General features: G+C 38.0%; 20 protein-coding genes. 8 read left to right on the top strand and 12 right to left on the bottom strand.

From position 1 onward, the window contains the following. Positions 1–28: 28 nt before the first annotated feature. Together JK629_RS09315 and JK629_RS09310 are read right to left on the bottom strand one after the other, a co-directional pair. Positions 29–1387, bottom strand: a complete 1359-nt coding sequence (locus JK629_RS09315; RefSeq protein WP_202335365.1) for a pyridoxal-phosphate dependent enzyme — start codon at positions 1385–1387, stop codon at positions 29–31. Between the two features lie 375 nt (positions 1388–1762). After that, positions 1763–2998, bottom strand: a complete 1236-nt coding sequence (locus JK629_RS09310; RefSeq protein WP_202335364.1) for an ABC transporter permease — start codon at positions 2996–2998, stop codon at positions 1763–1765. 9 nt (positions 2999–3007) lie between these two features. On the opposite strand from JK629_RS09310, the gene JK629_RS09305 reads away from it, so the two are divergent. Further along, a complete protein-coding gene (locus tag JK629_RS09305) occupies positions 3008–4240 on the top strand; it encodes an exo-beta-N-acetylmuramidase NamZ family protein (RefSeq protein WP_202335363.1) in 1233 nt (410 codons plus the stop codon). Positions 4241–4298: 58 nt separating this feature from the next. On the opposite strand, the gene JK629_RS09300 is transcribed toward JK629_RS09305, so the two are convergent. From JK629_RS09300 to JK629_RS09285, 4 genes are all read right to left on the bottom strand, one after another. After that, positions 4299–4796: a YkgJ family cysteine cluster protein gene (locus tag JK629_RS09300; protein WP_202335362.1), complete on the bottom strand. Its 498-nt coding sequence runs from the start codon at positions 4794–4796 to the stop codon at positions 4299–4301. A 75-nt stretch (positions 4797–4871) separates the two neighbouring features. Further along, positions 4872–6509, bottom strand: coding sequence for an amidohydrolase (locus tag JK629_RS09295; protein WP_202335361.1), 1638 nt, complete (start codon positions 6507–6509; stop codon positions 4872–4874). Positions 6510–6587: 78 nt separating this feature from the next. Next, positions 6588–8324 (bottom strand): porin family protein, encoded by a 1737-nt coding sequence (locus tag JK629_RS09290; protein WP_202335360.1) that lies wholly within the window; start codon positions 8322–8324, stop codon positions 6588–6590. Positions 8325–8355: 31 nt separating this feature from the next. Then, entirely contained in the window at positions 8356–11373 is a 3018-nt protein-coding gene (locus tag JK629_RS09285) for a tetratricopeptide repeat protein (protein WP_202335359.1), read from the bottom strand. Positions 11374–11592: 219 nt separating this feature from the next. Between JK629_RS09285 and JK629_RS09280 the strand changes: the two genes are divergently transcribed. From JK629_RS09280 to JK629_RS09270, 3 genes are all read left to right on the top strand, one after another. Continuing rightward, the gene (locus JK629_RS09280; protein ID WP_202335358.1) at positions 11593–12177 is read left to right on the top strand and encodes a transposase; all 585 of its coding nucleotides are present in this window, start codon (positions 11593–11595) and stop codon (positions 12175–12177) included. Positions 12178–12326: 149 nt separating this feature from the next. After that, positions 12327–12797, top strand: coding sequence for a tail fiber protein (locus JK629_RS09275; protein ID WP_202335357.1), 471 nt, complete (start codon positions 12327–12329; stop codon positions 12795–12797). 78 nt (positions 12798–12875) lie between these two features. Next, on the top strand, positions 12876–13559 hold the full coding sequence (locus JK629_RS09270) for a cell division ATP-binding protein FtsE (RefSeq protein WP_202335356.1): 684 nt from the start codon (positions 12876–12878) through the stop codon (positions 13557–13559). Here the strand turns inward: JK629_RS09270 and JK629_RS09265 are convergent. After that, complete coding sequence (locus JK629_RS09265; RefSeq protein ID WP_202335355.1) at positions 13556–15187, bottom strand: S8 family peptidase; 1632 nt, start codon at positions 15185–15187, stop codon at positions 13556–13558. The genes JK629_RS09270 and JK629_RS09265 overlap by 4 nt on opposite strands. Positions 15188–15302: 115 nt before the next feature. On the opposite strand from JK629_RS09265, the gene JK629_RS09260 reads away from it, so the two are divergent. Genes JK629_RS09260 through JK629_RS09250 form a run of 3 tightly spaced genes read left to right on the top strand, consistent with a single transcriptional unit; the run spans position 15303 to position 17846 of the window. Then, the gene (locus JK629_RS09260) at positions 15303–16031 is read left to right on the top strand and encodes a class I SAM-dependent methyltransferase (RefSeq protein WP_202335354.1); all 729 of its coding nucleotides are present in this window, start codon (positions 15303–15305) and stop codon (positions 16029–16031) included. Next, entirely contained in the window at positions 16028–16924 is an 897-nt protein-coding gene (locus tag JK629_RS09255) for a glycosyltransferase family 2 protein (RefSeq protein ID WP_202335353.1), read from the top strand. The genes JK629_RS09260 and JK629_RS09255 overlap by 4 nt, the downstream gene beginning before the upstream one ends. Continuing rightward, positions 16914–17846, top strand: a complete 933-nt coding sequence (locus JK629_RS09250; RefSeq protein ID WP_202335352.1) for a glycosyltransferase family 2 protein — start codon at positions 16914–16916, stop codon at positions 17844–17846. The genes JK629_RS09255 and JK629_RS09250 overlap by 11 nt, the downstream gene beginning before the upstream one ends. On the opposite strand, the gene JK629_RS09245 is transcribed toward JK629_RS09250, so the two are convergent. Next, the gene (locus tag JK629_RS09245; protein ID WP_202335351.1) at positions 17829–18242 is read right to left on the bottom strand and encodes a sugar 3,4-ketoisomerase; all 414 of its coding nucleotides are present in this window, start codon (positions 18240–18242) and stop codon (positions 17829–17831) included. The genes JK629_RS09250 and JK629_RS09245 overlap by 18 nt on opposite strands. Further along, positions 18229–19338: a glycosyltransferase gene (locus JK629_RS09240; RefSeq protein ID WP_202335350.1), complete on the bottom strand. Its 1110-nt coding sequence runs from the start codon at positions 19336–19338 to the stop codon at positions 18229–18231. Before JK629_RS09240 ends, JK629_RS09245 begins: the two co-directional genes overlap by 14 nt. Positions 19339–19385: 47 nt before the next feature. Here JK629_RS09240 and JK629_RS09235 point away from each other — a divergent pair, with 47 nt between their 5' ends. After that, complete coding sequence (locus tag JK629_RS09235; RefSeq protein WP_202335349.1) at positions 19386–20525, top strand: glycosyltransferase; 1140 nt, start codon at positions 19386–19388, stop codon at positions 20523–20525. On the opposite strand, the gene JK629_RS09230 is transcribed toward JK629_RS09235, so the two are convergent. The 3 genes from JK629_RS09230 to JK629_RS09220 form a co-directional block, all read right to left on the bottom strand. Then, positions 20522–21505 carry a hypothetical protein gene (locus tag JK629_RS09230; protein ID WP_202335348.1) on the bottom strand — a complete coding sequence of 328 codons (984 nt, stop codon included), beginning with the start codon at positions 21503–21505 and terminating at the stop codon, positions 20522–20524. The genes JK629_RS09235 and JK629_RS09230 overlap by 4 nt on opposite strands. 75 nt (positions 21506–21580) lie before the next feature. After that, positions 21581–22231, bottom strand: coding sequence for an acyltransferase (locus tag JK629_RS09225; RefSeq protein ID WP_202335347.1), 651 nt, complete (start codon positions 22229–22231; stop codon positions 21581–21583). Positions 22232–22329: 98 nt separating this feature from the next. Beyond that, entirely contained in the window at positions 22330–23811 is a 1482-nt protein-coding gene (locus JK629_RS09220) for an oligosaccharide flippase family protein (protein ID WP_202335346.1), read from the bottom strand. Between the last annotated feature and the right edge of the window lie 29 nt (positions 23812–23840).

The following is a 23840-nucleotide window of genomic DNA, read 5'->3' as shown; positions in this document are numbered from 1 at the left end:
CGGGATATTATTTTGAATATGAATAAAACTACAAGGCGCGAATAATGTCGTGCTTAGTAATAATATTATAGTTTCCATCACCCAAATCTACCAAAACGGCATTGTTTTCTTTATGGATCAATTTTGAGACTTCTTCAATGGGCGTGCTCTTTTTTACGATTGGAAAAGGTTTGTGCATTACTTCTTTTATGGGAAGGTCGGCCACATTTTTGTTTTCCAAAAATTTACGGAGTAAATCGGTTTCGTCCAAAGCGCCCACAAAACCTGAAGTATCTTCCACTGGAATTTGGCTGATGTGGTATTTTTTCATTCTTTCTATTGCATGCCCTACCAATTCTTCAGTTTTTACAGTAATCAACGGTTTATCAGCGTGCTCTTGAATTAAATCGGAAGCATTTTTCACTTCATCTTCCACAAAACCGCGCTCGCGCATCCATTCGTCATTGTACATTTTACCAACGTAGCGGCTACCGTGGTCGTGGAATAGAACTACCACTACGTCATCTTTCGTAAATTTATCCTTCAGTTGAAGCAAGCCTTTAATTGCTGCACCAGCAGAATTCCCCAAGAAAAAACCTTCCATTTTGGCAAGCTTTTGGGTATAGATTGCCGCATCTTTATCGGTCACTTTCACAAAACCGTCAATCACGCTAAAATCCACATTCTTTGGAAGAATATCTTCGCCAATCCCTTCGGTGATATATGGATAGATTTCGTTTTCGTCAAAAACACCCGTTTCGTGGTATTTTTTGAAAACACTTCCGTAGGTATCAACGCCCCAAATTTTCACGTTTGGATTTTTTTCCTTTAAATATTTTCCAACGCCACTTATCGTCCCGCCAGTTCCAACGCCAACCACAAAATGTGTTACTTTTCCATCGGTCTGTTTCCAAATTTCGGGACCAGTACTTTCGTAATGTGCTTTTGTATTGCTTAAATTATCGTATTGATTTACGTACCAACTGTTGGGAGTTTCCTCTGCCAACCGTTTTGAAGTAGAATAATAACTGCGCGGATCTTCGGGAGAAACGTTTGTTGGGCAAACAATCACTTTGCTTCCCACAGCCTTTAAAATATCAATCTTTTCCTTGCTTTGCTTATCGCTGATTACACAGACCATTTTGTAGCCTTTTACGATTGCGGCAAGCGCGAGGCCCATTCCCGTATTTCCGGAAGTTCCCTCGATGATGGTACCGCCGGGTTTTAATCTGCCATCGGCTTCGGCGTCTTCAATCATCTTCACTGCCATTCTATCTTTTACAGAATTTCCAGGATTGAAAGTTTCGTATTTGGCGAGCACCAAAGCGGGAATATCCCCAACTATTTTGTTGATTTTTACCATAGGCGTATTGCCGATGGTTCCCAATATATTTTCTGCGTATTCCATAATATTTTTTGAGGCGTCAAAGGTACAATTAATAGATGAAAACAAAATGCATTACTTACCCAATACCTATTAATATCGAAATGCTTAATGATTTTTGCCAAAAAATAGAGAATTAGAAGATTGACAAATAAGTATAAGTAAAAGTTAAAGAATATATACTTTAAATACGCTATAAACATACTATATATATACTATATACATACTATATACATACTATAAATATACTATATAAGAATTAAAGATAACTCTCTTATATGTTTAAGCAATACTATTAAAAAGCTATTCCACCTATGGATTCTTCCATAGGTTAGTTGCTTATTTAAAGTTAGAATAGAATTAGGAATTTTAAAAGTGATTGAGTGCCAATTGATTTTATTACTCAAACCGAATCGCCTTCACAGGAGAAATTTTTGAAATGATAAAAGAAGGTATCAAAAGCATTAAAAGACAAAGTAGAAAAGTACCTGCGTTCAAAATTAAAATATAATCCCAACTCAAATAAACAGGCGCTTCGTTAACGTAATAAGTATCTGGATTAAGTTTAAAAACTTTTCCGTATTTCTGAACCAAAAGCAGCCCGATTCCAATAACATTTCCCCAAAAAAGACCGACGCCAATCAAATACATTGCGTTATACAAAAACACTTTCCGCACGCTCCAATCGCTGCTGCCCAAGGCTTTCAAAATCCCTATCATTTGGGTTCTTTCTAAAATCAAAACCAAAAGCGCCGTAATCATATTGATGCCCGCCACTAAAATCATAATTCCAATAATCATTATAATATTGAAATCGAAAAGATCGAGCCATTCAAAAATGGAGGCATATTTCTGGCGGATGGTCTGCGTGTCCAAAGTGCTTGCCGTTTCGTTATAAACTTCTTGCCCAATAGGGATAATTTCATCAAAATCGTTCACAAAAACCTCGAACGCGCCAATTTGGTCGTCTTCCCATTTATTCAATCTTTGAATGTGGCGAATGTCTGTAATTATAAACTGTTCGTCAAACTGCTGAAAGCCACTATTGTAAATTCCCACGATATCAAAACCGCGGCTGCGTGGCGTTTTTGAGACTTCATCGTTCAGGAAGAAAGTGGTCACTTTATCGCCTAATTTTAGATGTAGCCGATTCGCCAAATACTCTGAAATAAGAATATCTTCATTTAAAACACCTTTAAAATCCGGTAGTTTGCCTTCAACCAAATAATCCTTGAAATATTCCCAATCATAATCTTCACCAACGCCTTTTACAACCACGCCTTCAAAATCTGTTTCGGTGCGGATTACGCCGCCTTTTGAAGCAGTGATTTGCACGTGTTTTATTCCTTCAATATTTTTAAAGGTTGGATAAAAGTCCTGTTTTTTTGAAATCGGGTTTTGCGAATCGTTGGAAAAGTTGGTGTCGAAATTCGTAATAATGATGTCGCCATTAAAAGCCGAAACCTTTTCGCGTATCTTTTTTTGAAGTCCAACGCCTGTGGCAATGGAAATTAGCATCATAATAATGCCGAGCGCAATTGCGGTAATTGCAATTTTTATTATCGGTGCCGAAATACTACTTTTATAGTCCTTGGAAGCAATGATGCGCCGAGCGATGAAAAATTCGAAATTCACTACGATTTTATGGGCTTAACTTTTTTCAAAAATACAGTTTTATTGGTTGTTTTGACTATTATTTCCTGCGGAAGTTCGGTTGAGAAGAAAGGAGAAAGAGAAGATATAAAAGAGAATCAAGAAGCAAGAACCAAGAATCAAGACGAACAAATCATCGTTGGTGCGGAGCAGTTTCAGATTTATTCTGAAATTTTGAAAGGTAAAAATGTGGGTGTGGTTGCAAATCAGACCTCTTTTTTGGAAAAAGAAAACCAGCATTTGGTTGATTTTTTGATTTCGAAAAAAGTTTCAATAAAAAAAGTTTTTGCCCCAGAACACGGTTTTCGCGGAACCGCAGATGCCGGCGAACATGTGAAAGATGGTGTTGATTCAAAAACAGGCGTTCCGTTGATTTCACTTTACGGAAGCAATAAAAAACCTTCGCAAGAGCAATTGAAGGGAATTGATGTAATTGTATTCGATATTCAAGATGTGGGCGCGCGGTTTTACACCTATATTTCCACGCTTCATTACGTGATGGAAGCCTGCGCGGAAGCTGGAATTCCGGTTATTGTTTTGGACCGTCCAAACCCCAACGGACATTATATTGACGGCCCAATTTTGGAAACCGAACATCAAAGTTTCGTGGGGATGCACCCTATTCCCGTGGTTCACGGGATGACTATTGGCGAATATGCACAGATGATAAATGGCGAAGGCTGGTTAAAAGATAAAATAAAATGCAAATTAACTGTGGTGGAAATGCAAAACTACACACACGAAACACCTTATGCACTTCCCATAAAACCATCCCCCAACCTTCCGAACGATCAAGCCATAAACCTCTACCCAAGCCTTTGTTTTTTTGAAGGCACATTTATAAACGCTGGTCGCGGCACGGATATGCAATTTCAGGTTTTTGGAGCGCCTAGTTTGCCCACTTCAAAATATACTTTTAAATATACGCCCCAAGCCAACGAAGGTGCAAAAGACCCAAAATTCAAAGGGGAACTTTGCCACGGAAAAGATCTACGGAAAGAACCGCGTTTGAGCAAAATCAAATTGGAATGGTTGATTGAAGCCTACAACGCCAATGGGAAAAAGAAAGATTTCTTTAATTCATTTTTTGTGAAACTTGCCGGAACGGAAAAATTGCAAAAACAAATTGAACAAGGTTTATCTGCGGAAGAAATTCGGGATTCTTGGAAAGATGGGCTTGCTAATTTTCAGAAGATTCGGGAGAAGTATTTGTTATATCCATAAAGCACCCAATCTCAAATTCCAAAGTAACTAATTGATTTATTTTGGAATTTGGTTTTTGTTATTTGGAATTTACCCTTCGTTTCATCTCCTCCACAATATTAAAAGCCGCCGGACAAATGGCTACGTTTTTTATTGTAAGATTTGAAATCTGCTGAAATTTCTTTCTATCCGTATGTGGAAATTCGCGACAGGCTTTTGGGCGCACGTCGTAAATACTACAGTAATTATCGGCTCCCAAAAAAGTGCAGGGAACGCTTTGCAATACATAATCTTTGTCTTCGTCAATCCGCAAATAGGTTTCGATGAATTGCTGCGGTTTCATTCGAAAATGTTTTGAAATCCGCTCGATGTCTTTGTCGGTGAAAAGCGGGCCTGTGGTTTTGCAGCAATTGGCGCAAGTCAAACAATCTGTCCTTTTGAATTCTTCCTCATGCAATTCTTGCATCAAGCTATCGAGATGTTTGGGCGGTTTCTTTTTCAGCTTCGCGAAAAACTTTTTGTTTTCCGCCTCTGCTTCTTTTGCTTTTTGTGGAAGTTGTTTTAGGATATTTTCCATTTCAATTTTCTCTGCGCTCTTTGCGCCTCTGCGGTAAAATTTACACCGCAAAGGCGCAGAGGACGCCTAGTTTAATTATTTGGCTTGGTAAACCATTTCGCCATTGATGAACGTTGCCAAAACTTTTGTATTTGGAAGTTCCTTATCATCAACGTTCATAATATCTTTATCAAGAACCGTGAAATCCGCGAACTTTCCTACTTCAATACTTCCCTTTTCGTTTTCTTCAAAGTTTGCAAAAGCTGCCCAAATTGTCATTCCTTTCAAAGCTTCTTCGCGTGTTAAAGCATCCTTCATTTGGAATCCGTTTTCAGGATAGTTTTTTAAATCCTTTCGGGCAACGGCTGCGTAAAAAGTGTACATCGGGTTTACTTGTTCTACAGGGAAATCGGTTCCCAAAGCAATGCTTCCTGCTTTGTCCAATAATTCCTTATAAGCATAAGCGCCCTTTATACGTTCTGCTCCCACTCTATCCTCGGCCCAATACATATCACTGGTGGCGTGCGTTGGTTGTACCGAAGGAAGAATATTGTTGTTATCATCAAAATAATTGAAATCCCCAGCTGAAATGATCTGCGCATGTTCCACTCTCCAACGTCTATCGGTTTTACCTTCCAATGCTTTTTTGTAAGCTCTCAAAACTGCTATATTCGCTGAATCGCCAATGGCGTGCGTATTCATTTGAAATTCTGAAGCAGCAATTTTTTGGGCTAAATAATCCAAGCTGTCGGCAGTTGTAATCATTGCTCCAAAATGATGAGGCATATCGCTATATGGCTCACGCATTGCGGCACCACGGGATCCCAAAGCGCCATCTGCATATACTTTAAAAGAACGCACGTTTAATCTTTCGGTTTTATAAATTCCGTTGCTTAAATAATAATCACGATTTTGGGGACTGTTGCTGACCATCGCGTACATTCTGAGCTTAAATTTTCCTTCTTTTTGAAGTGCATCAATCAGCTCAATGATATTTCTATCCAAACCTGCATCGTCAACAGTTGTCAATCCGTATTGCAGGCATAATTTTTCAGCTTCCAAAAGTGCTTCGGTGGAAACTTCAGCTGTAATTTCCGGGAAGGTTTTTCCTATTAATCGCATTGGCGCATCAACAATTATACCTGTTGGTTCGCCGTTTTCCAAAACTATTTCGCCTCCGGCAACTTTAGTTTTTGAAGTAATTCCGGCCAATTCCAAAGCCTTTGAATTAACCAACATAGCGTGGCCGTCAATTCTGCGTAAAGAAACAGGTGTATTTGGAAATAAGGAATCCAATTCTTTTTTAGTGGGGAAACTTTTATCATCCCAATCGTTTTGGTCCCAACCGCGACCAATGATGTAAGGCATATTCTTTTCTTCCTGAAAGGCCACCACACGGCCCAAAATCTCTTCAAAACTTGTAGTTCCTACTAAATCTACTTGTTGTAAACTCATACCGAGGCCGTACAAATGCGCGTGTGCATCAATCAAACCCGGAACAACTGTATTGCCTTTTGCATCGTAGGTTTCCTTTATTTTATATTTCAGTTCAAGTTCAGGTTTTAAGCCTATTTCAAGAATTTTTCCATCTTTTACCACAAGTGCATTCGCCGTGCTAAAATCCTTATCAACCGTATAAATGGTTGCATTTTTAATCAATAAATCTGCGGGAATTTTTTCGGGAGCGCACGAAGCAATGGCTATTGCCAATAATAGAAATAGTAGTTTTTGCATAATTGGTTCTCTTAGGGTGTAAAAATAGAAAACATCCGCCAAAGACGGATGTTTTCAGAAATTATAATTTTTTAATGGTTACCAATCAAACTTATAGGTTACTCCTGCCAATCCCTGAATTCCTTGAACAGGGTAATTAAGCCACTTTTCGTAATTATCACCAAAAAGGTTATTTCCCTTTACAAACGCTGAAAGTCTATCCGTGAACCTATAACCAAAGTGAAGATTGGCATCAACGTAGCCATTCAAAGTTACCTCTTGATTTATGGAATTCCCGAAAGGATCATTATTATAAACCAAATCCTTTCGTTCGCCAACATAAAACAAGGAAGCGCCAACGTATAATTTTTCGGTTATGTTGAAATCTGAAAACACCGAAGCCTTTAAATCCGGTAAGTTCCACGCTTCACTTTGTAAATCTGTGCTGTAACTATTATAGGTTCCGTTTATTCCCAATGAAAATGTATTTGAAACCTCCACTTTCAATTCTGCGAAAAAGGCAAGTGTATTTACATCATCATAAACTACATTGAAAGAATTTCCATATTCGTATCCTTCAAAATTTGCGTTGTAAATCTTTAAAGGATTCATTTGAAAAAGCGCCCGGTTTTCATCTTTTCCGTAAGAAGCTCGAACATTGTAGGCAACGGAATTAGAGATTTTCCCTTTAATTCCACCGAAACCTTCGTAGAGTTTTTTGGTAGGCGCAATATTTAAAGTAGGCGAAACAAATGGGTTTTCCTCCTTAAAATTATAATAAGTATTTTGCTGAAGCCCGCCTTCTGCCCCTCCGTAAACAATCACGGTTTCGTCCAATAAACGGTACGAGGCATTCAATTTTGGGTATAACGAAAATTCCGTGTCACTGTTTTCAGAATCCAAACTCACATACCCCGCAACGCCCAATGAAACAGAAAGACCATCATTTACAAAAGTGATGGACGGTGCCAAGCCTGCATTTAAATAACTGTATTTAATGTCTGAAGTGTTTGTGTAATTTCTGTCGAAACTTCCACTTAAATAATCAATATCTCCATCAATATTAAAAGTCAAATTTTCCAACGGAAAAGAAAACTCAGGCTTCAAAGTAGCATTGAATTCCGAAGAGGAAAACGCATCACCCAAATAGCGAATGTTCAAAGCCGCCTTTTCAAAAAACGAATCGTCCAACGCAATACTTCCGCCCGCGTAACCGCTAAAATACATTTGCAACGGATTGATATCAGTAATTACGTTGTCAAGATATGTCACGTAATCCTCGGGCAAACCGTACCAGTTGTATATTTGATGTTCCACGCCCGCATCAAGCCTATAGGTTGCATCTTTTTGTCTGCTTGTGTAATTGGCATCCAGACTGGTATCGTAATATTTATTGTCCAATTTCACATCTTTAATATCTCCTTGTGAGGAATTATGACGAAAGAAAAACCCGGCGTTATCGGTACGGCTGATTTCAAAATTGCTGTAAAATTCGCCCAAAATGGAAGTGTAATTCCCGAAGCCCAGCGTTGCGTAATTATCGTATAATTTAATGGGTTTTGCCTTTTCAACTGTAGTAGCCTTGCCTTTCGCAGGTGTAAAAGTAGAAGCCACAGGAACCGAGAAAATGCTGTACTTCACCTCCTTTTTTGTGGTTGAAATGGAATCGTTCAATTCAGGAGTTTCCTTCACTTTAAAGGCATCCGAAATTGTAGGGGTATATGGTTTTACGATATTTACAACCTCCGGATCGAGTTCTTTTTCCTGCGAAAACATCGAAAGATTGAACAATAATATTGTTGCGATTGAAAATAATACTATGCGTTTCTTTGACATATTTATAGTAATATCGTTTTAAAATAATTGCTTAGTTTCCGCCGGTTTCAACGGAAGAATTGGTTTTTGCCTCTGCGTTTTTGATTACTGCAAGCTCGGCTTTTGCTTCTTCAACTACTTCTGGGAAATCGGTAAAGTTTTTGGTAACGCTTTCCAAAATATAGGTCGCTTGGTATGCATCCTTCAAAGCGTAAAAATTCTTCGCCATCAGCACCAAACCTTTGGCGCCGTAGAGTTTGTAGCCTGAATAATCCTTCGCCAATTTCTGCACGGAAGCATTTGAGCCTTCAAAATTTCCTTCTTTATTTTTGAAATAGGCATCGTAATAAAGCGCTTCGGCAGCAAGGGCACCGGTTGCAATTTTCTGAACTTCGTCGTAAGCGGTTTTGGCTTTTGCCTCGTTATTGGTCTTCATCGCCGAACGGGCGATGATTACCTGTGCATCACTTTTAATTGAATTGTCAATCTTTGAATTTTGAAGCACTTTTTCGGCATAATTTACAGCTTCGGCATATTGCTTCAATTCATACGAAGCCTTCATACTGTTGGTCTGCGCAAAGATGATATTCTGCGGAAAATCGGCTTCGGCTTCCAAACGCTTCAAATATTTTAAGGCATTTTGGTAATCCATTTTACCCAAATACAATTCCGAAACACGCGCCAAGGCTTGTTCTGTAAATTCACTTCGCTCGCGGTTCACCACATATTCAAAATGCGGAATGGCTTGATCGTTTTTTCCGTCAGCGAAATAAATCTGACCCAAATAAAAATGTGCGTTTAAAGCGTGCTGCCCATTCGGGAATTGTTTTAAATAATCCTCAAATCTACCTTTGGCTTGACTCTGGTTATTCTCCAAATACGGTTGTTCCGCCGCCAAGTACGTAGCATCGTCAAGTTCAGTGTCGCCCATTTGCACATAATCCAAGGTTTTTACCCAACGGGCGTATTCGTCAACATTTCCTTGGTCTATGTAAATTATTTTTGCGGAAGAAACAGCCTGCAATGCTTCGGGCGTTGAAGGAAAGTCCTTCGCCACTCTTTTGAAAATTGCCAACGCATCGTTGCTCTTTCCGGTATTGTCATAAATCAAGGCTTTTTTCAACAATGCTTTTGAAACAAAACTGCTATTTGGAATATCGCGAACCAATTGATCGTAAGCCGAAATAGCTTCGCTGGTTTTGTTTTGCGCCACGTAGGTATTTCCCAATTCATATAAGGCATCATCGCGATAAACGGATTTATTATACTTTTTTATGAATGTGATAAGCTCTTCGACTTTTTTCTCGCTGCGATCCACAAAACCATAACTAATGGCTTTTTGAAACTGTGCATAATCATTATCGCCGCCCAAATCGATTGCGGCGTTGTAGTTTTCCATTGCCGGCCAATATTGGCTGGTCACGAAATAGCTGTCGCCCAATCGCAGGTATGCGTCCTTTTTTCGGGTTGTTTCAGCGGAAGAAGAACCTACGTAACTTTTGAAATTTGAAATAGCTTCAGTATAATTTTTAAGTTTGAAATGGTTGTAGGCTAAATTGTATTTCAAGTTTTTATATTCTGAAGTATTCTGCGCGCCCGGCATTTGTGCAAACTTTTTATAGCCAGCCAACGATTTTTCAAAATTTGAGAGTTGGTAATCGCTTTCGGCCTTCCAATAGGTTGCGCGCGCTGTGAAATCCCGGTTTTTGGGATATTTCAGGCTTTTGTCAAAAAACGACATCGCTTCGTTGTAATCAGCTTCATTATACAATTCAATTCCACGGTAAAAAGCAACTTTTTGATAGGCGTCTTCATCCGCAAAATTTTTGTTATTTTCGAGCAAATCTAACGCCTCTTTGTAATTTTTTGAAGTGATGTAACTGTCGATCAACAATCGTTTCAGTTCGTCATTATTGGAGTTGTTCGGATATTTTTCAATAAACGAAAGCAAAACTTGGGGCGTGCTTTTGTAACTATTACCAATCTCGTAACTCAATTTTGCATAATTGAGATAAGCATCTTCTTGAATTTCGGCACTAAAATCCATTTCCGAAGCATTTTTAAAAGCATTCAATGCCTCCTGTTTTTTGTCGAGTTTTAGATAACTCTCAGCCAAATGGTAATAGGCGTTTTGGGCAACGGCGTTCTTTCCGTCAACAATTTTGTTGAACTCGCCAATGGCGCTTTCGTAATCGCCCTGTTTGTAATAGGCATAGCCCAACTGGTAGTAATCGGTGTTGTTCCATTTGCCGCGCAGTCCTTTGTATTCCTTTAAAAATGGAATGGCTTCGGCATATTTTTCAAGATTGAAATAACTTTCCCCAATAATTTTGGAAAGCTGACTTTTCTCCTGCGGGCTGGATTTATCAAACTGCTCCTTCCCCATTTCGATAGCCTTTTCAAAATTTCCGAGCTTGAAATTCATATCGGCTTGGTAATAACTAAGATCTTCGGAATAGCGCTCCTCTCCTTTTACCTCTTCAAAATTTTTATTGGCTTCTTCATAATCATCGCCTTCGTAAGCGATAAAACCTAGATAATACTTCGCCTGCGAGCCATATTTCTGTGAAGTTGAAACTTTGTTGAAATAACTTTTCGCCTCGTCATATCGATTCGCCTTAAAATAGACGTACCCGTTATTGAAATTGAAACGTTCCTGCTCGCTTCGACTCAAATTTCCCGTATCAACTTTTTCGTACCATTTTTGGGCGTAGGCATATTTTCCGTTTTCAAAATAATAGTTTGCTACATCTATATACGCTGAATTTCGCTTTAAGCTTGTGGGATATTTCTCCACAAATTCCTCCATCAACTGGTCGGCATTTTGCTGGTTGAGCCTCACCGCCGCATTCGCAATATAATAGGCACAATCGCTTTGCACGGTTTCATCATCGCTGCTGTTTTTTATTTTGTCGAAAAGAATTTGCGCAGCCAAATATTGCCCGTTATTGTAGAGTTCCAGCGCTTGGTTGAAATCGGCGAGGTCATTTGTAAAGACCGCTGTTTGCTGCGAAAAGGATGAAAATGAAAGGAATAGGAAAAGTGAAAAAACAAGAAAATTCTTTATCATTATTTACAGTTTTTGTGGCGTAAAGATATTTAACTTTAAATGTAGCTTTTGGCGATACTGTAATTTTTTAAGGTTTAATTAACGAATGTTTTTTTGAAGAATTTTCATAGGAATATAACGCTATAAATGGCAATAAATTACATTTCAGATTTTTATGCAAATATTCCTTATTTTTAAGAATTAGAATTTCATTTCAAAGATTTGAATGTCAATTGAAAGGTGGCGAAATTTAGGGGAAAATATAGAATTGAATCCATCCGCGCCCAATGGTGGAATTACGGCTGGAACGGCACCTATTTTATAACCATTTACACCAAAAACAGGAATCATTATTTTGGGGAAATAACGAATAGGAAAATGGTTTTTTCATCCTTGGGGATTATTGCGGATATTTTGTGGCACGAAATTCCAAATCATTCAAAATTCGTTTCGTTGGGCGAATTCGTGGTTATGCCCAACCATATTCACGGAATTTTATTGATTGATAAACCGGATAACCCGACGGATAAAGGGCATGCCCCCGGTGTAGATACAGGGCATGCCCCCGGTGTTGTATATACAGGGCATGCCCTGTATATACCGGGGAAAACCCTATTCCAAAATATCGGAAAAAACACCATTTCGTCCATCGTAGGTTCGTATAAATCGGCGGTAACGCGCCACGCCAACCGATTGGAAATAGAAAATGGTTGGCAGGCGGGGTTTCACGACCATATTATTCGCAACCACGCGGAATATAACCGAATTGAAAATTATATTATCAAAAACCCACAAAATTGGAATGATGATAAATTCAATAATTAATGCCAGACGTATGGGTTGATTGATTGATTGATTCATAGAGACAAGGCATGCCTTGTCTCTGCCTATTGCTATTGTTTACGCTTGCGATGGTAAAAATCAAAAACGTTTGATTCAAAAAATAACCCCTATTTTTATAAAAATTATTTGTCATGAAAAAATTGTTACCTAAAATCGTAATTACCATTGTTCTGCTGTTTTGTTTTTCCGCCACAGCACAGCGCAATCCTTTTAAAAATCTTTCTGAAAAGGATGGAAAAATAGGCATTGGCACAACTATTCCCGATGAGCTTTTGACCGTAAAAGGAAAAATCCACACACAGGAAGTTTTGGTGGATCTGGACGGCGCCGTTGCTCCGGATTATGTTTTTGAGACCTATTATAATGGTTTTTCCGAAATGATGCCAAATTACAGTTTGATTTCCTTGGAAGACCTGGAAGCATTCTTAAAAGAAAACAACCATCTGCCAAATGTACCTTCTGCGGAAACGATGGAAACCGAAGGAATTTCATTGAAAGAAATGAACCTTCTTTTGCTACAAAAAATTGAAGAATTGACACTTTATACGCTTCAACAGCAAAAAGAAATAGATGCTTTGAAAGAAAAAACTTCAGAAAAATAAATATGTTGGCAGTAATCAGTTGCAGTTTGAAGTAATTCAAATTACTTTTGAAATCGAAATCGTAAATCTATAATCCCAATGGCCGATACCGTATTATTTTTAAAAGATGCTTCCATCTATCAAGGTGACAATTTAGTTCTTTCTGATGTCTCCGTTTCAGTGGAAAAAGGGGAATTTGTGTACCTAATCGGGAAAACCGGAACCGGAAAAAGTAGTTTTATGAAAACGCTTTACGGTGATCTTCCGCTTCAGGAAGGGGAAGGCAATATTGTAGGATATGATTTGGCAACTTTGAAAGAAAAAGACATTCCTTTTTTACGAAGAAAATTGGGCGTGGTTTTTCAGGATTTTAAACTTTTGAATGATCGCACGGTGCGCGATAACCTCAACTTTGTTTTGACAGCAACGGGCTGGAAAGACAAAGCCGCCATGGAAAGCAAAATTAACGAGGTGTTGGATAAGGTGGATATGAAAACCAAAGCCTTTAAATACCCTTACCAACTTTCGGGCGGGGAGCAGCAGCGCGTTGCCATTGCGCGTGCTCTTTTAAATGATCCCGAACTTATCTTGGCAGATGAGCCCACGGGAAACCTAGACCCACAAACTAGTGTGGAAGTAATGGAAGTTTTGCGCGAAATAAATAAAAATGGCAACACTATTTTAATGGCAACGCACGATTATGCATTGCTGCTGAAATATCCTTCCAAAACCTTGAAATGTGACGAAAACCAGATTTTTGAAGTAGTTCAGAAAACGGTTTAATCATTTAGAATATTTGGATCGCGAAGCTGAAGTTCACATTCTTTTTTGAGCGAAGGGTCAATTTTGAGATGAATTTTCCCATTGGAATTCGGTTTTAAAATTGTGTTTTCAGAAATTACAATTCTTTTTTTGGATGTTAATTTCAAGGAAGAATCTTCCGTGAATTTTTGATTTCGCATCACAACTTCAGAAATAGAGGTGAGTTTAAAATCCCACCGACTGAAACGCTGGTTTTCAATTTTTACGCTGCCTTTTTGGGCAAACATATCAAAAACCATTTCCACGGCCCGACCAGAATTTAAAATTCCAGCACCATACATTCCTGCGTAGGGTTTGTTAACCTCAATGTCGTCAATATTCATAGCCGTCATTTTTAAAATACTCTCCACCTCATCTGCCGGCAGACAAGGGTAGAGAGAAAACATTAAGCCGATTGTTCCGGAAACCAAAGGGGCGGAAGGCGAGGTAGCCTCAAAAGGTATATTGGAAATTTTGTTTGTCCTTAATGTTTTGGCCAATTGTACAATACCTACCGATGGGGCCAATAGATCCACATCCTTATTTAGCGTTGTTATGGAAATAGGCCATATTTTGGCTTTACCTTTCAGATCATTACCTTCAAAACCTACTGTTCTCCCCACATGACCTCTAATATTTTCTGCATAATACTCACCAGAATCTAACTGTATAATGTTGTCCTCTATACTATCGTATTTGAACATTCCTGAAGAAACTGAAATTACATGATCATATGAGGCGGGGTAATAAGACTTTTGACCAAAAGTGACACTCCATGGCTTATTCCCGGCGGAAGCTACAATCACAGTACCCTGTTTGAGCAACTCGTTGATCCCTTCCTGTATTTTTGGACTTGAAAAGCTACTAAGCCAGCTACAATTTATAACCTTGGCACCAGCATCTGCCAACTCTGTAAAAATGCTCAACGCCTTTGAGCTCCCATACGTGGTTGCGTAAATACTACAATCATAACAAACGCCAGGCACACCATAGCTGTTATCGCCCTGACCAACGGCTATTGAAGCCACGCTGCTACCGTGCCCCTTAACATCATACGATTTTTTTAATACGGTAATCTTCCCTTTAAATTCCGCATTTGTTGTATCAATAATGCCATCAGATATTCCAACAAAAGTATTTCTATCTCCAGTGGTATAATACCAAGCTTTGGGCAATTCTAGAAAATCCAGATAATCCAAGCTTACTTTAAAACCCTTGCTATCTCCAATGGTACTAGTAAGCCCGTAGTCATTGGGCTCAAATATTTTCCTGTCCTCCTTTGAAATTATTTCACCAGATTCAAAAATATCGGCCATGTTTATCAGCAAATCGTGCAACAGACTTTTTTTGTCTGCTATCACAAAAAAAGTTTTGTTTAAGTTTTCCCTTATGGCATTTTTCTGAGTCTTCTTGAATGCTTTTATAGTGTAATTTTGAAGTCCAGCACTCAGTTTGGGATCTTGCCCGGTATATATTAAATAATCACCCTTTTTTTCAAATGAAGGTGAAAAGGAAGTATCGCGTGCCCGCAGATAAAACCAAGCTTCTTCCTGTGCATTTACAGAAAAAATTGATGCAATGAGAATAAAGAAAAGCAACAGATTGCGCACGAACTTTTTTTTAAAGATACTTTTTTTCTAAAGTATAGGCTAATTTAAAAAAGGAGTCTTTAGTAGGATGTTGGATTTGCTTTCACCCTAAAAAAGTTTGCTGTATTTTAGCGGCATGTACCAAACCCTAAAAAAGATAGCACTTTCCGTGTTACCAAAAAAATTCCTTTTTCAAAATGAGGTGTTTTTCAGGTCGTTATTTGCATTTCACCTCCACGGAAAAAAATATGAATGTACTGTCTGTGGGCGAGGTTTAAGAAATTTTATCGCCATTCCGGACGGAGATAAGCTCTGTCCATTCTGCGGCAGCCGTTCACGAACTCGCAGACTTTATTCTTACCTAACCGAAAATAGTTTACTGAATGGAAAAGTACTCCATTTTTCACCTTCGCGAAGTGTTTATAGAAATTTAAAGAAAAACCCGAATATTGAATATTTCAGCACCGATTTTGAAGATGAATTTTTGGCAGATTATCAGTACGACATTACTAAAATTCCTTTGGAGAATAATTTTTTTGATCTCATAATCTGTTATCATATTTTGGAGCATATTGAAAATGATTTAAAGGCGATGGAGGAGCTTTTCCGTGTTTTAAAACCAAAGGGAACATGTATTATCCAAACACCATTTAAGGAAGGGGAAATTTATGAGGATTTCTCAAAAAAAACGGCGTCAGAAAGATTGGCAGCCTTTGGGCAGGAAGACCACGTGCGCATTTATTCTGTTGAAGGATTGCGGCAACGTTTAAAGGATAGCGGTTTTCAAACTATTGAAATCAAAACTTTTCCGGGAAATGAACGTTACGGCTTTATGGAAGAAACCGTTTTAATCTGCAGAAAATGATTTCCGTATTAATTCCAACCTATAATTACAATGTGCTTTCGCTGGTGGAAAATCTGCAGAAACAGTGTGAAATTGCAACTGTAGCTTATGAAATAATCGTACTGGACGATGCTTCCACCAATAAAAATTTCTTAGAAGAAAATAAAAAAATAAATTCCATAGAAAACTGTAGTTTTCAGGTTTTGGGTGAAAATATTGGCCGAAGCAAAATCAGGAATCTTTTGGCCGAAAAGGCCAAACACAATTGGCTGTTATTTTTGGATGCAGATACTTTTCCTTCTTCTTCAGAATTTATCATGAACTATCTATCGGCCTTTTCAAAAGGAAGTTCGGTTATTTTCGGCGGAATAAAGTATCCGGAAAATGTTTCGGAAAATTTCAGTTTGAGGCACAAATACGGGACCGATCGGGAAAGTCTTCCACTTGCGGAACGTGTAAAAAATCCCTGCCTAAGTTTTATAACCATGGGGTTTGCCATAAAAAAGGAAATTTTCAAAATTATACAATTCAACGAAAAACTTGCGGGATATGGTTACGAGGATTCCGTATTTGCGAATCAGCTTCAAAAGAATAGTATTTCCATTTTACATATAGACAATCCGGTGATTCACTTGAATTTGGAAAGCAACGAGGATTTTATAAAAAAATCTGAGTTGGCACTTCAAAATTTGTTGAATTTTTATAAAAGGGGAGCAATAGAAGCAGATACGGTGAAAATCTTAAAAACGTATTTAAAATTAAAGAATCGCAACTTATTGTTTTCGGTAAGAGGGTTTTTCAGTGTTTTCAGAAAACCCATGCTCAAAAATCTGTATTCACCAAAACCTTCACTTTTCCTTTTTGATTTGTACCGCTTGGGGTATCTTAGTTCCATAAAACCAAATGATGCCTAGATTTTCAGTAGTCATATCGGTCTTTAATAAAGAAAAGTACATTGCCGATACTTTGAAAAGTGTCTTGGCCCAGACTTTTACAGATTTTGAAGTAGTGATTTTGAATGATGGTTCAACCGACAAAAGTGAAGCTGAAATTTTAAAATTCAACGATCCGCGTATTCGGTATTTTTCAAAGGAAAACAGCGGGGCATCTGCCGCACGAAATTTTACGATACAACAGGCAAATTCAAAATATATAGCATTAATGGATGCCGATGATTATTGGTATCCATTCTATTTGGAAGAGCAAAATAGATTGATAAACCAATTTCCCAATGAATCCGTTTTTGCCACCGCTACCGAAATAAAGCGCAACGGAAAAACTTTTAAAAATAGTTATTCCATTAAGACCATTGGAACGGATGCTGTGGTAGTAGACTATTTTGAAGCCAGCCAATTGGATTCGGTATTGTTGAGTATTTCCACTGTACTTAACAAGAACGTATTTGAAGTGGCAGGTTGGTATGACCCCAAAATAAAAAGTGGCGAAGATACTGATCTTTACGTGCGTATTGGGTTAAAATACACAATTGTTTTTAGTCCAAAAGTTTGTGCCACTTACGTAGTTCGAAAAAATAGCTTGTTCCAAAGTGTAAAAAATCTGGAAGAAAAAGCCAATTTTGAGGCCTATGAAAATTACGAAAAAAACAATCCCGCGCTTAAAAAATTTCTGGATTTAAACAGATATTCCCTTTGTATTTTGGCAAAAATAGAAGGTAATAAAGATGCTTTTCAGAAAAATTTTCAGAAAATAAATCTGGAAAACCTTAGTAAAAAACAGCAGTTTCTACTTCGGCAGAATAAAACAATTTTGAAATATCTTTCAAAAACGAAAGATAATCTGGAAAAGTTAGGCCTGCGTTTAGGTACTTTTAAATAGCTTAAATTCGTCATATTCCCGAATGTAATCGCTTTCCAAAAATCTGCCGGATGAGAGCACTAAACACACTGCGCCTGAGGAGAAATTTTCAAGTTCCCGCCATATTCCCGTAGGTATCAATAATCCCTTATTTGGTTTATTGAGAGTAACGGATTTTTTGTTTTCCCCATCATCCAAAATAACTTCAAAACTACCACTAAGGGGTATCAAAAATTCCTGTTGCTCCTTGTGGGCGTGACCGCCGCGATAGGCACCGCTGGGCACATCGTACAAATAATAAACGCGTTTTACGGCGTAAGGCAAAAAACCTTCTTCCACTACCGACAAATTGCCACGCGGATCGGTTATTTTGGGAATTTCAATTAAATCGATATTTTCTATTTTAGTGTAGGGCATGCTGTAAAGTTTGGTTCCATTTTTCAGAAATGGTCTGCATTGAAAATTTTTCAACGGATGGTCGGGCGTTGTTTTTCATAGTTTTATACATTCCTTCATCAAAGCAAATTGTTTGCAACGCTTCCGCAAATAAAGATAAGTTTCTTTCGGCAATCAGCAATCCGTTTTTTTTATGCTGCACGATTTCCGAAGGCCCCGAAACTACGTCCAATGAAACCACGGGCGTTCCCAAAGAAAGTGATTCCACAAGCACCATCGGAAATCCTTCGTATTTGCTGGTAAGGGTTACACAATGCGATTTTTTGATAATCTCAAAAGGGTTTTTTGTAAATGGCAAAAACAAAATATGCTGCGCACCAAGTTGTGAAGCCGCTAAACCTTGGAGCATCTGTTTGTCTTTCCCATCGCCCAAAATGACCAATTTATAATCCTTTTCCCAAACCTTTGATTGCGAAAAAGCTTTAATCAAAAATGAAAAATCCTTTATGGAATCGTCCATTCTGCCATAAGAAAGTATGTATTTTTTGTTTTGAAGGATTTCAGGGAAATTTCCAGCTTCTTCCGCCCAGGTAGGATTGAAAGCATTGTGGATGGTAACGGAATTTGTGATTCCTTCTTTTTTAAGAATTTCGTTTTCAATATATTCAGAAACCGCAACGTTCAATATATTCTTATTATAGATTTTTGAAAAAGCCGATAAATTTTCAGTGAGATATTCAGTCTTTTTTGAACTGTGTACCACATATATTTTATTCAATTCACGATAAATAAATTGAGAATAAAATTTCTCGCGGTCAAAATTATTTTTGGGTCGGTGGTCGATAACTACATCAAAATTTTCCTTTTTTAAATAATTTCGAAATTTTCGGAAACGCAGCAAACGCTTCACCATCGAATCCTTTTCGGTTTTCAGCTTTCCCAAATTCAGCAATTTTCCGCTGTATGGATAATCAATTTCATCGTTCAAAATAACCAAATGCACTTCGTGACCGTAAGATTCCAGCATTTGTGAAAGCATGGCGCAAGACCGCTCCAACCCTCCTTTTGCAAGTGAAATGGAAACAAGACACACTTTAAATTTCTTTTGGGTGGGCATCGTCAATTATTGTGTATTTTTGATTGCACAACGCAAATATAGCTTTTATGAAAATACTTTTGGTGGGCGAATACAGCAGGTTGCATAACTCCTTAAAAGAAGGGTTGCAGCAATTGGGCCACCAGGTAACGTTGGTTTCGACGGGCGATGATTTTAAAAAATTCCCTTCAGACATACTTTTAAAACGGAAATACGATTCCGGATTTTCAAAAAAGATTAAGGTCCTGCTCTTTAAAATCATGGGTTTGGATATTACTTCCATTTCACTTAAAAATCAATTTTTTCGGGAAAAGGAAGTTTTCTCCGGTTTTTACTTTGTGCAACTTATAAATGAAAGCCCGTTTGGCTTGCAGCCGAAATATGAAAAAGAAGTTATTTCTTTTTTAAAAAAAAACAATACAAAGCTATTTCTACTTTCCTGTGGCACAGATTACATGAGCGTGAAATATGCTTTTGAAAAAAAGTTTCGGTATTCAATTTTCAGTCCCTATTTTGAAGGGAAAATATCTGAAAAAGAATTTTTTCCTGCTTTGAAATATTTAAAAGCCGACTACAAAGAATTACACAATTTTGTTTTTGAAAAAGTAGATGGAATTATTGCTTCCGATTTAGATTATGACATTCCGTTGCAACAACATTCAAAATACTTAGGACTTATACCAAACCCCGTAAATACTGAAAAGTTAAACTATCTACCCCTTCCCGTTTCTGAAAAAATTATCATTTTCCACGGCATTAATCGGGCAAATTATTTTAAAAAAGGAAATGATTATTTTGAAGCTGCACTGAAAAAAATCCAGCATAAATTTTCCAATAATATTGAAGTGATAACCGTTGAAAATGTTCCCTATTCCGAATACATCGAAAAATACAATTCAGCGCATATAATTTTGGACCAAGTGTTTGCGTATGACCAAGGTTATAACGCTTTGGAAGCCATGGCAAAGGGAAAGGTAGTTTTTACCGGTGCCGAAGCGGAGTTTTTGGAGCATTATAATCTAAAGGAAGATGAAGTGTGCATCAACGCCCTTCCCGATGTGGATTATTTATTCCAAAAAATGGAAGACCTAATTTTGAATCCCGAAAAATTACAAACTATTTCAAAAAATGCACGGGCGTTTATTGAACGGGAACACCATTATATTTCAATGGCCAAGAAATATTTGAAAGTTTGGAATTCTAATTAAAAAGGCAAATCGATTGCTTCCGGCTTTATAAAATCCTTGGAATACGGGTTTTCCAAAAAGCTGAGCGGCGGCTTTTGAAATTGTAGGATATCCTCCCGCTCAATGCCGTAAACGCTCCAATAGTTGGCGAGCAACTGGGCAAAAATATCCTCGTCCCAAAACCCGAAAATAGGCTTGCTTCCCTTTTTTTCAATAGGAATCGCTTCTATAGTAATTGCATTATCCTTCCTTTCAATTTTGTATTCCGGGTTATACTGTAAGATATAATCGGAGTAATGGAACCGGGCGTACAATTCCTCAAACTGGATAGGGTGCAAAACCTGGCCTTTCATTTTTTCGAGTAACTCTTTTTGCTTTTCGGCAATTATACCATTGTCCTGTAAGCACGCAACAAAGCCAAAACCGTTTACCCCAAATGAAAACAGCAGATTGATGGCATCATCGCGATAGCTGAAAATATCGGCCGAATATTTCAGTGGAAACACCACTATGCTCCACGGCTTTCTTCCAACGAAAGAAACCGACTCAACAATGGATTGGAGCATCAAATGGAAATTCCCGAACCGCTGTTTCAACTGCGTGGAAAGGGCAAACTCCTCCCCTTGCCGCAGCAATCGGTCGCGTTCGTACCGCATTTCATAATAAAGTAGGCCGTACAACATTCTGCCCGTCCATTGAAAGATGAGCAGTTCGTCCAGCGCGGCCATTCCCTCGTAGTCTTTTTTGTAGGCGGCCTGAATTTTTTCATCCAGTGCGTCAAAGGCATTTTTTACCTCTGGGGAGCAGGGCAATTCCAAATCGGCATATACGTAGGTTTTCTGCTTGTCCATCATTTCGATGCGCTCATCGCCAAACTTAAATTTGTCCATCAACCATTGTGGAAACACTGGCATTTTTTCGGTAGTGAGCGCTCCCGAAAGAAAGCAGAAATGTTCGTCAAAAATTAAATCGTCAAAGGGATTGTATAGGGAAAGTGGCATAGGAGTAAAAAATGGAAGGCTGAAGATTTATTTTTGCAAAGATAATTATATAGCCCCGATTACGTCTTTTCTAAATTATTTTATTATCAAATATTTCTCTAAAATATCCTGTTCACCAAGCCAATCTCGCGATATATTTTCCTTTAATAATTTTGCCGGTATCCCTCCTATTAAGATATTCTCCCCGAGCTTTGAATAGTCCTTATTACACAATGTATTTGAGGCTATAGTACAGTAATTGGGCGTTATAGTTTTCTGCATTATTGAAACTCTATTGCCAATAAAATTGTAGTTTCCTAATTTAATGGTGCCATCCATCGGATATTTTTCGTTCGTTTGAGTGTTAATCATTTGATGAAAATTGGTATCTATTACCTGCGATTCTGATCCAATTCGAGCATAATCGCCGAATACAATTTTATTTTTACAAATTAACTTACCTCTAGAAGCTAGGGATGCCATATGTCCAAATTCACAGTATGCATTATCTGATATGTATATAAAATAATCTTTACCAAATTGAATATGTCCTTTAATTACAAATGTTCCATTTAAGAAAAGTTCGGAAATGCCTTGAAATTTTGTATTCATTTCATATGGCTGTCCAAATCCGATCATCGCCCGTTTAATAGGAGCTTTAATTATAATCTTACCACGTATTGCGCAGAGTTTTACTGGTCCATAGAAAAAAACAGGCAGCTTCCGGGCCGTTTTTACGGGAAACATCCTGAAATTGAAATAAATGGTTTTTATCCAATTCACCGAGAGGTAAAACCTAAAACTCTCGCGGGTATTTCGATATGTTCTTTTTAACGAGCCGACCATTATTTTCTTCTAAAAATCTTTCGGAATAATTCCTTTATGTCCATTTTTCTATCCAATTGGATGTATGAAAATACAAAAGAAAAACCAGCCATAACTATTAACAAACCATATTTAAGATAGGAATATTCTATATAGGTCAACAAAAATGAAATTCCACATATTAAAACACAAATGCCGAAGATGCCGTAAAAGCTTTTATTAAAATAGAAATCATATCGTGTTTTTGTAATCATCCGCAAGCCTATGAAATGAATGATATAATATAATAAAAAACTAATCCCCAAGCCTTCCAAACCGCCAAAATAATAGCCGGAAAGATTCATTATTAAGAGTAAAGCATTAAACCCGATTGCCGTTTTCATAAAAAGTCTTGAGTCACCTTTCGCTATTAAGATGTATCCCATGGAAAAGGAAACGGCTTTGAATACCATTCCCAAAATACCCCAACGAACCATATCTATTATCGGTACAAATTCATTGGAATATAAAAGCACAATAATGAATGGCGCGGCCGCCAAAAAAATTACTATAATTGGCAGAATGAGAAGAATAGCGATAAAAGCTTGTTCAAGAACGGTTTGGCGTATGGCTTCAATCCTATCGGAAATTGCAGATAATCTCGGAAAATAATCCGTTTCCATAGCCGTAAAGACCAGCCCCACATATGCATTCAGAATAACAAACCCGGCGTTGTATAGACCCACTTCCGACAGCCCCCCAGTTTGGCTAATAAAGATTTGAATAATATACGCTACCAAAAGACCGATCATACTGCTAATGCTCAGCGTAAGCCCCAATTGCACCATTGTTTTTCCTTCAACAAAAGCTTCCCTGTTGGTAAGTTTAATGGTAGCAACCTTTTCACTATGGGCGAAATAATAGGTAAAAATAAAAACGATAAAAGAAGAAATTATTATTGCAGGTACAATGGCGTCAATTCGGTAAAAATAATACAGGGGAAGCGTAATGAGCAGTGCCAAAAGATTTCCATACAGATTCGCCTTTGCAAGTTTTTTTAATTTTCGAAGGCCTTGCAGTATTGCCAACTGACCATTGGAAAGCTGTTTAAAAAACAGTGCCAAAGAAATCCAGACAAAGGATAGGGTATATTCCTTTGAGTCAAAGGCAATCTCACTCCACCACGGAGCGCCCGCAAGCATAATTACACTGCCCAAAATAGCGGTAAACCACACTAATCTCTTCACAATTTGGATGGTGCGTGCGGTACCTTCAGGTTGTGCGTTGGCATGACTGAAGGAAATATCCTTTACGGCACTTCTGTCCAATCCCAAATTGGTCATTCCGTTGATGAGGCCTATGGTCGTGTTCAAAAGCGTGGCGATGCCAAAACCCGCAGGGCCTATCCACAAGGCGATAAATTTTGAGCGAACTATGGAAATCAAAATATTGAATACCTGAACCCCCCCAAAAAGCGAAGTGGCCTTAATTACCTGTCTGTAAGAGTTTTTAGAATCAAGCATGCAACAAAATTGGTTTCAAAGCTATCTAA

Source organism: Aequorivita iocasae, assembly GCF_016757735.1.
Classification (GTDB): domain Bacteria; phylum Bacteroidota; class Bacteroidia; order Flavobacteriales; family Flavobacteriaceae; genus Aequorivita; species Aequorivita iocasae.
Note: the sequence above shows the minus strand (reverse complement) of the source record. Positions and strands in the feature narration are given on the sequence as shown.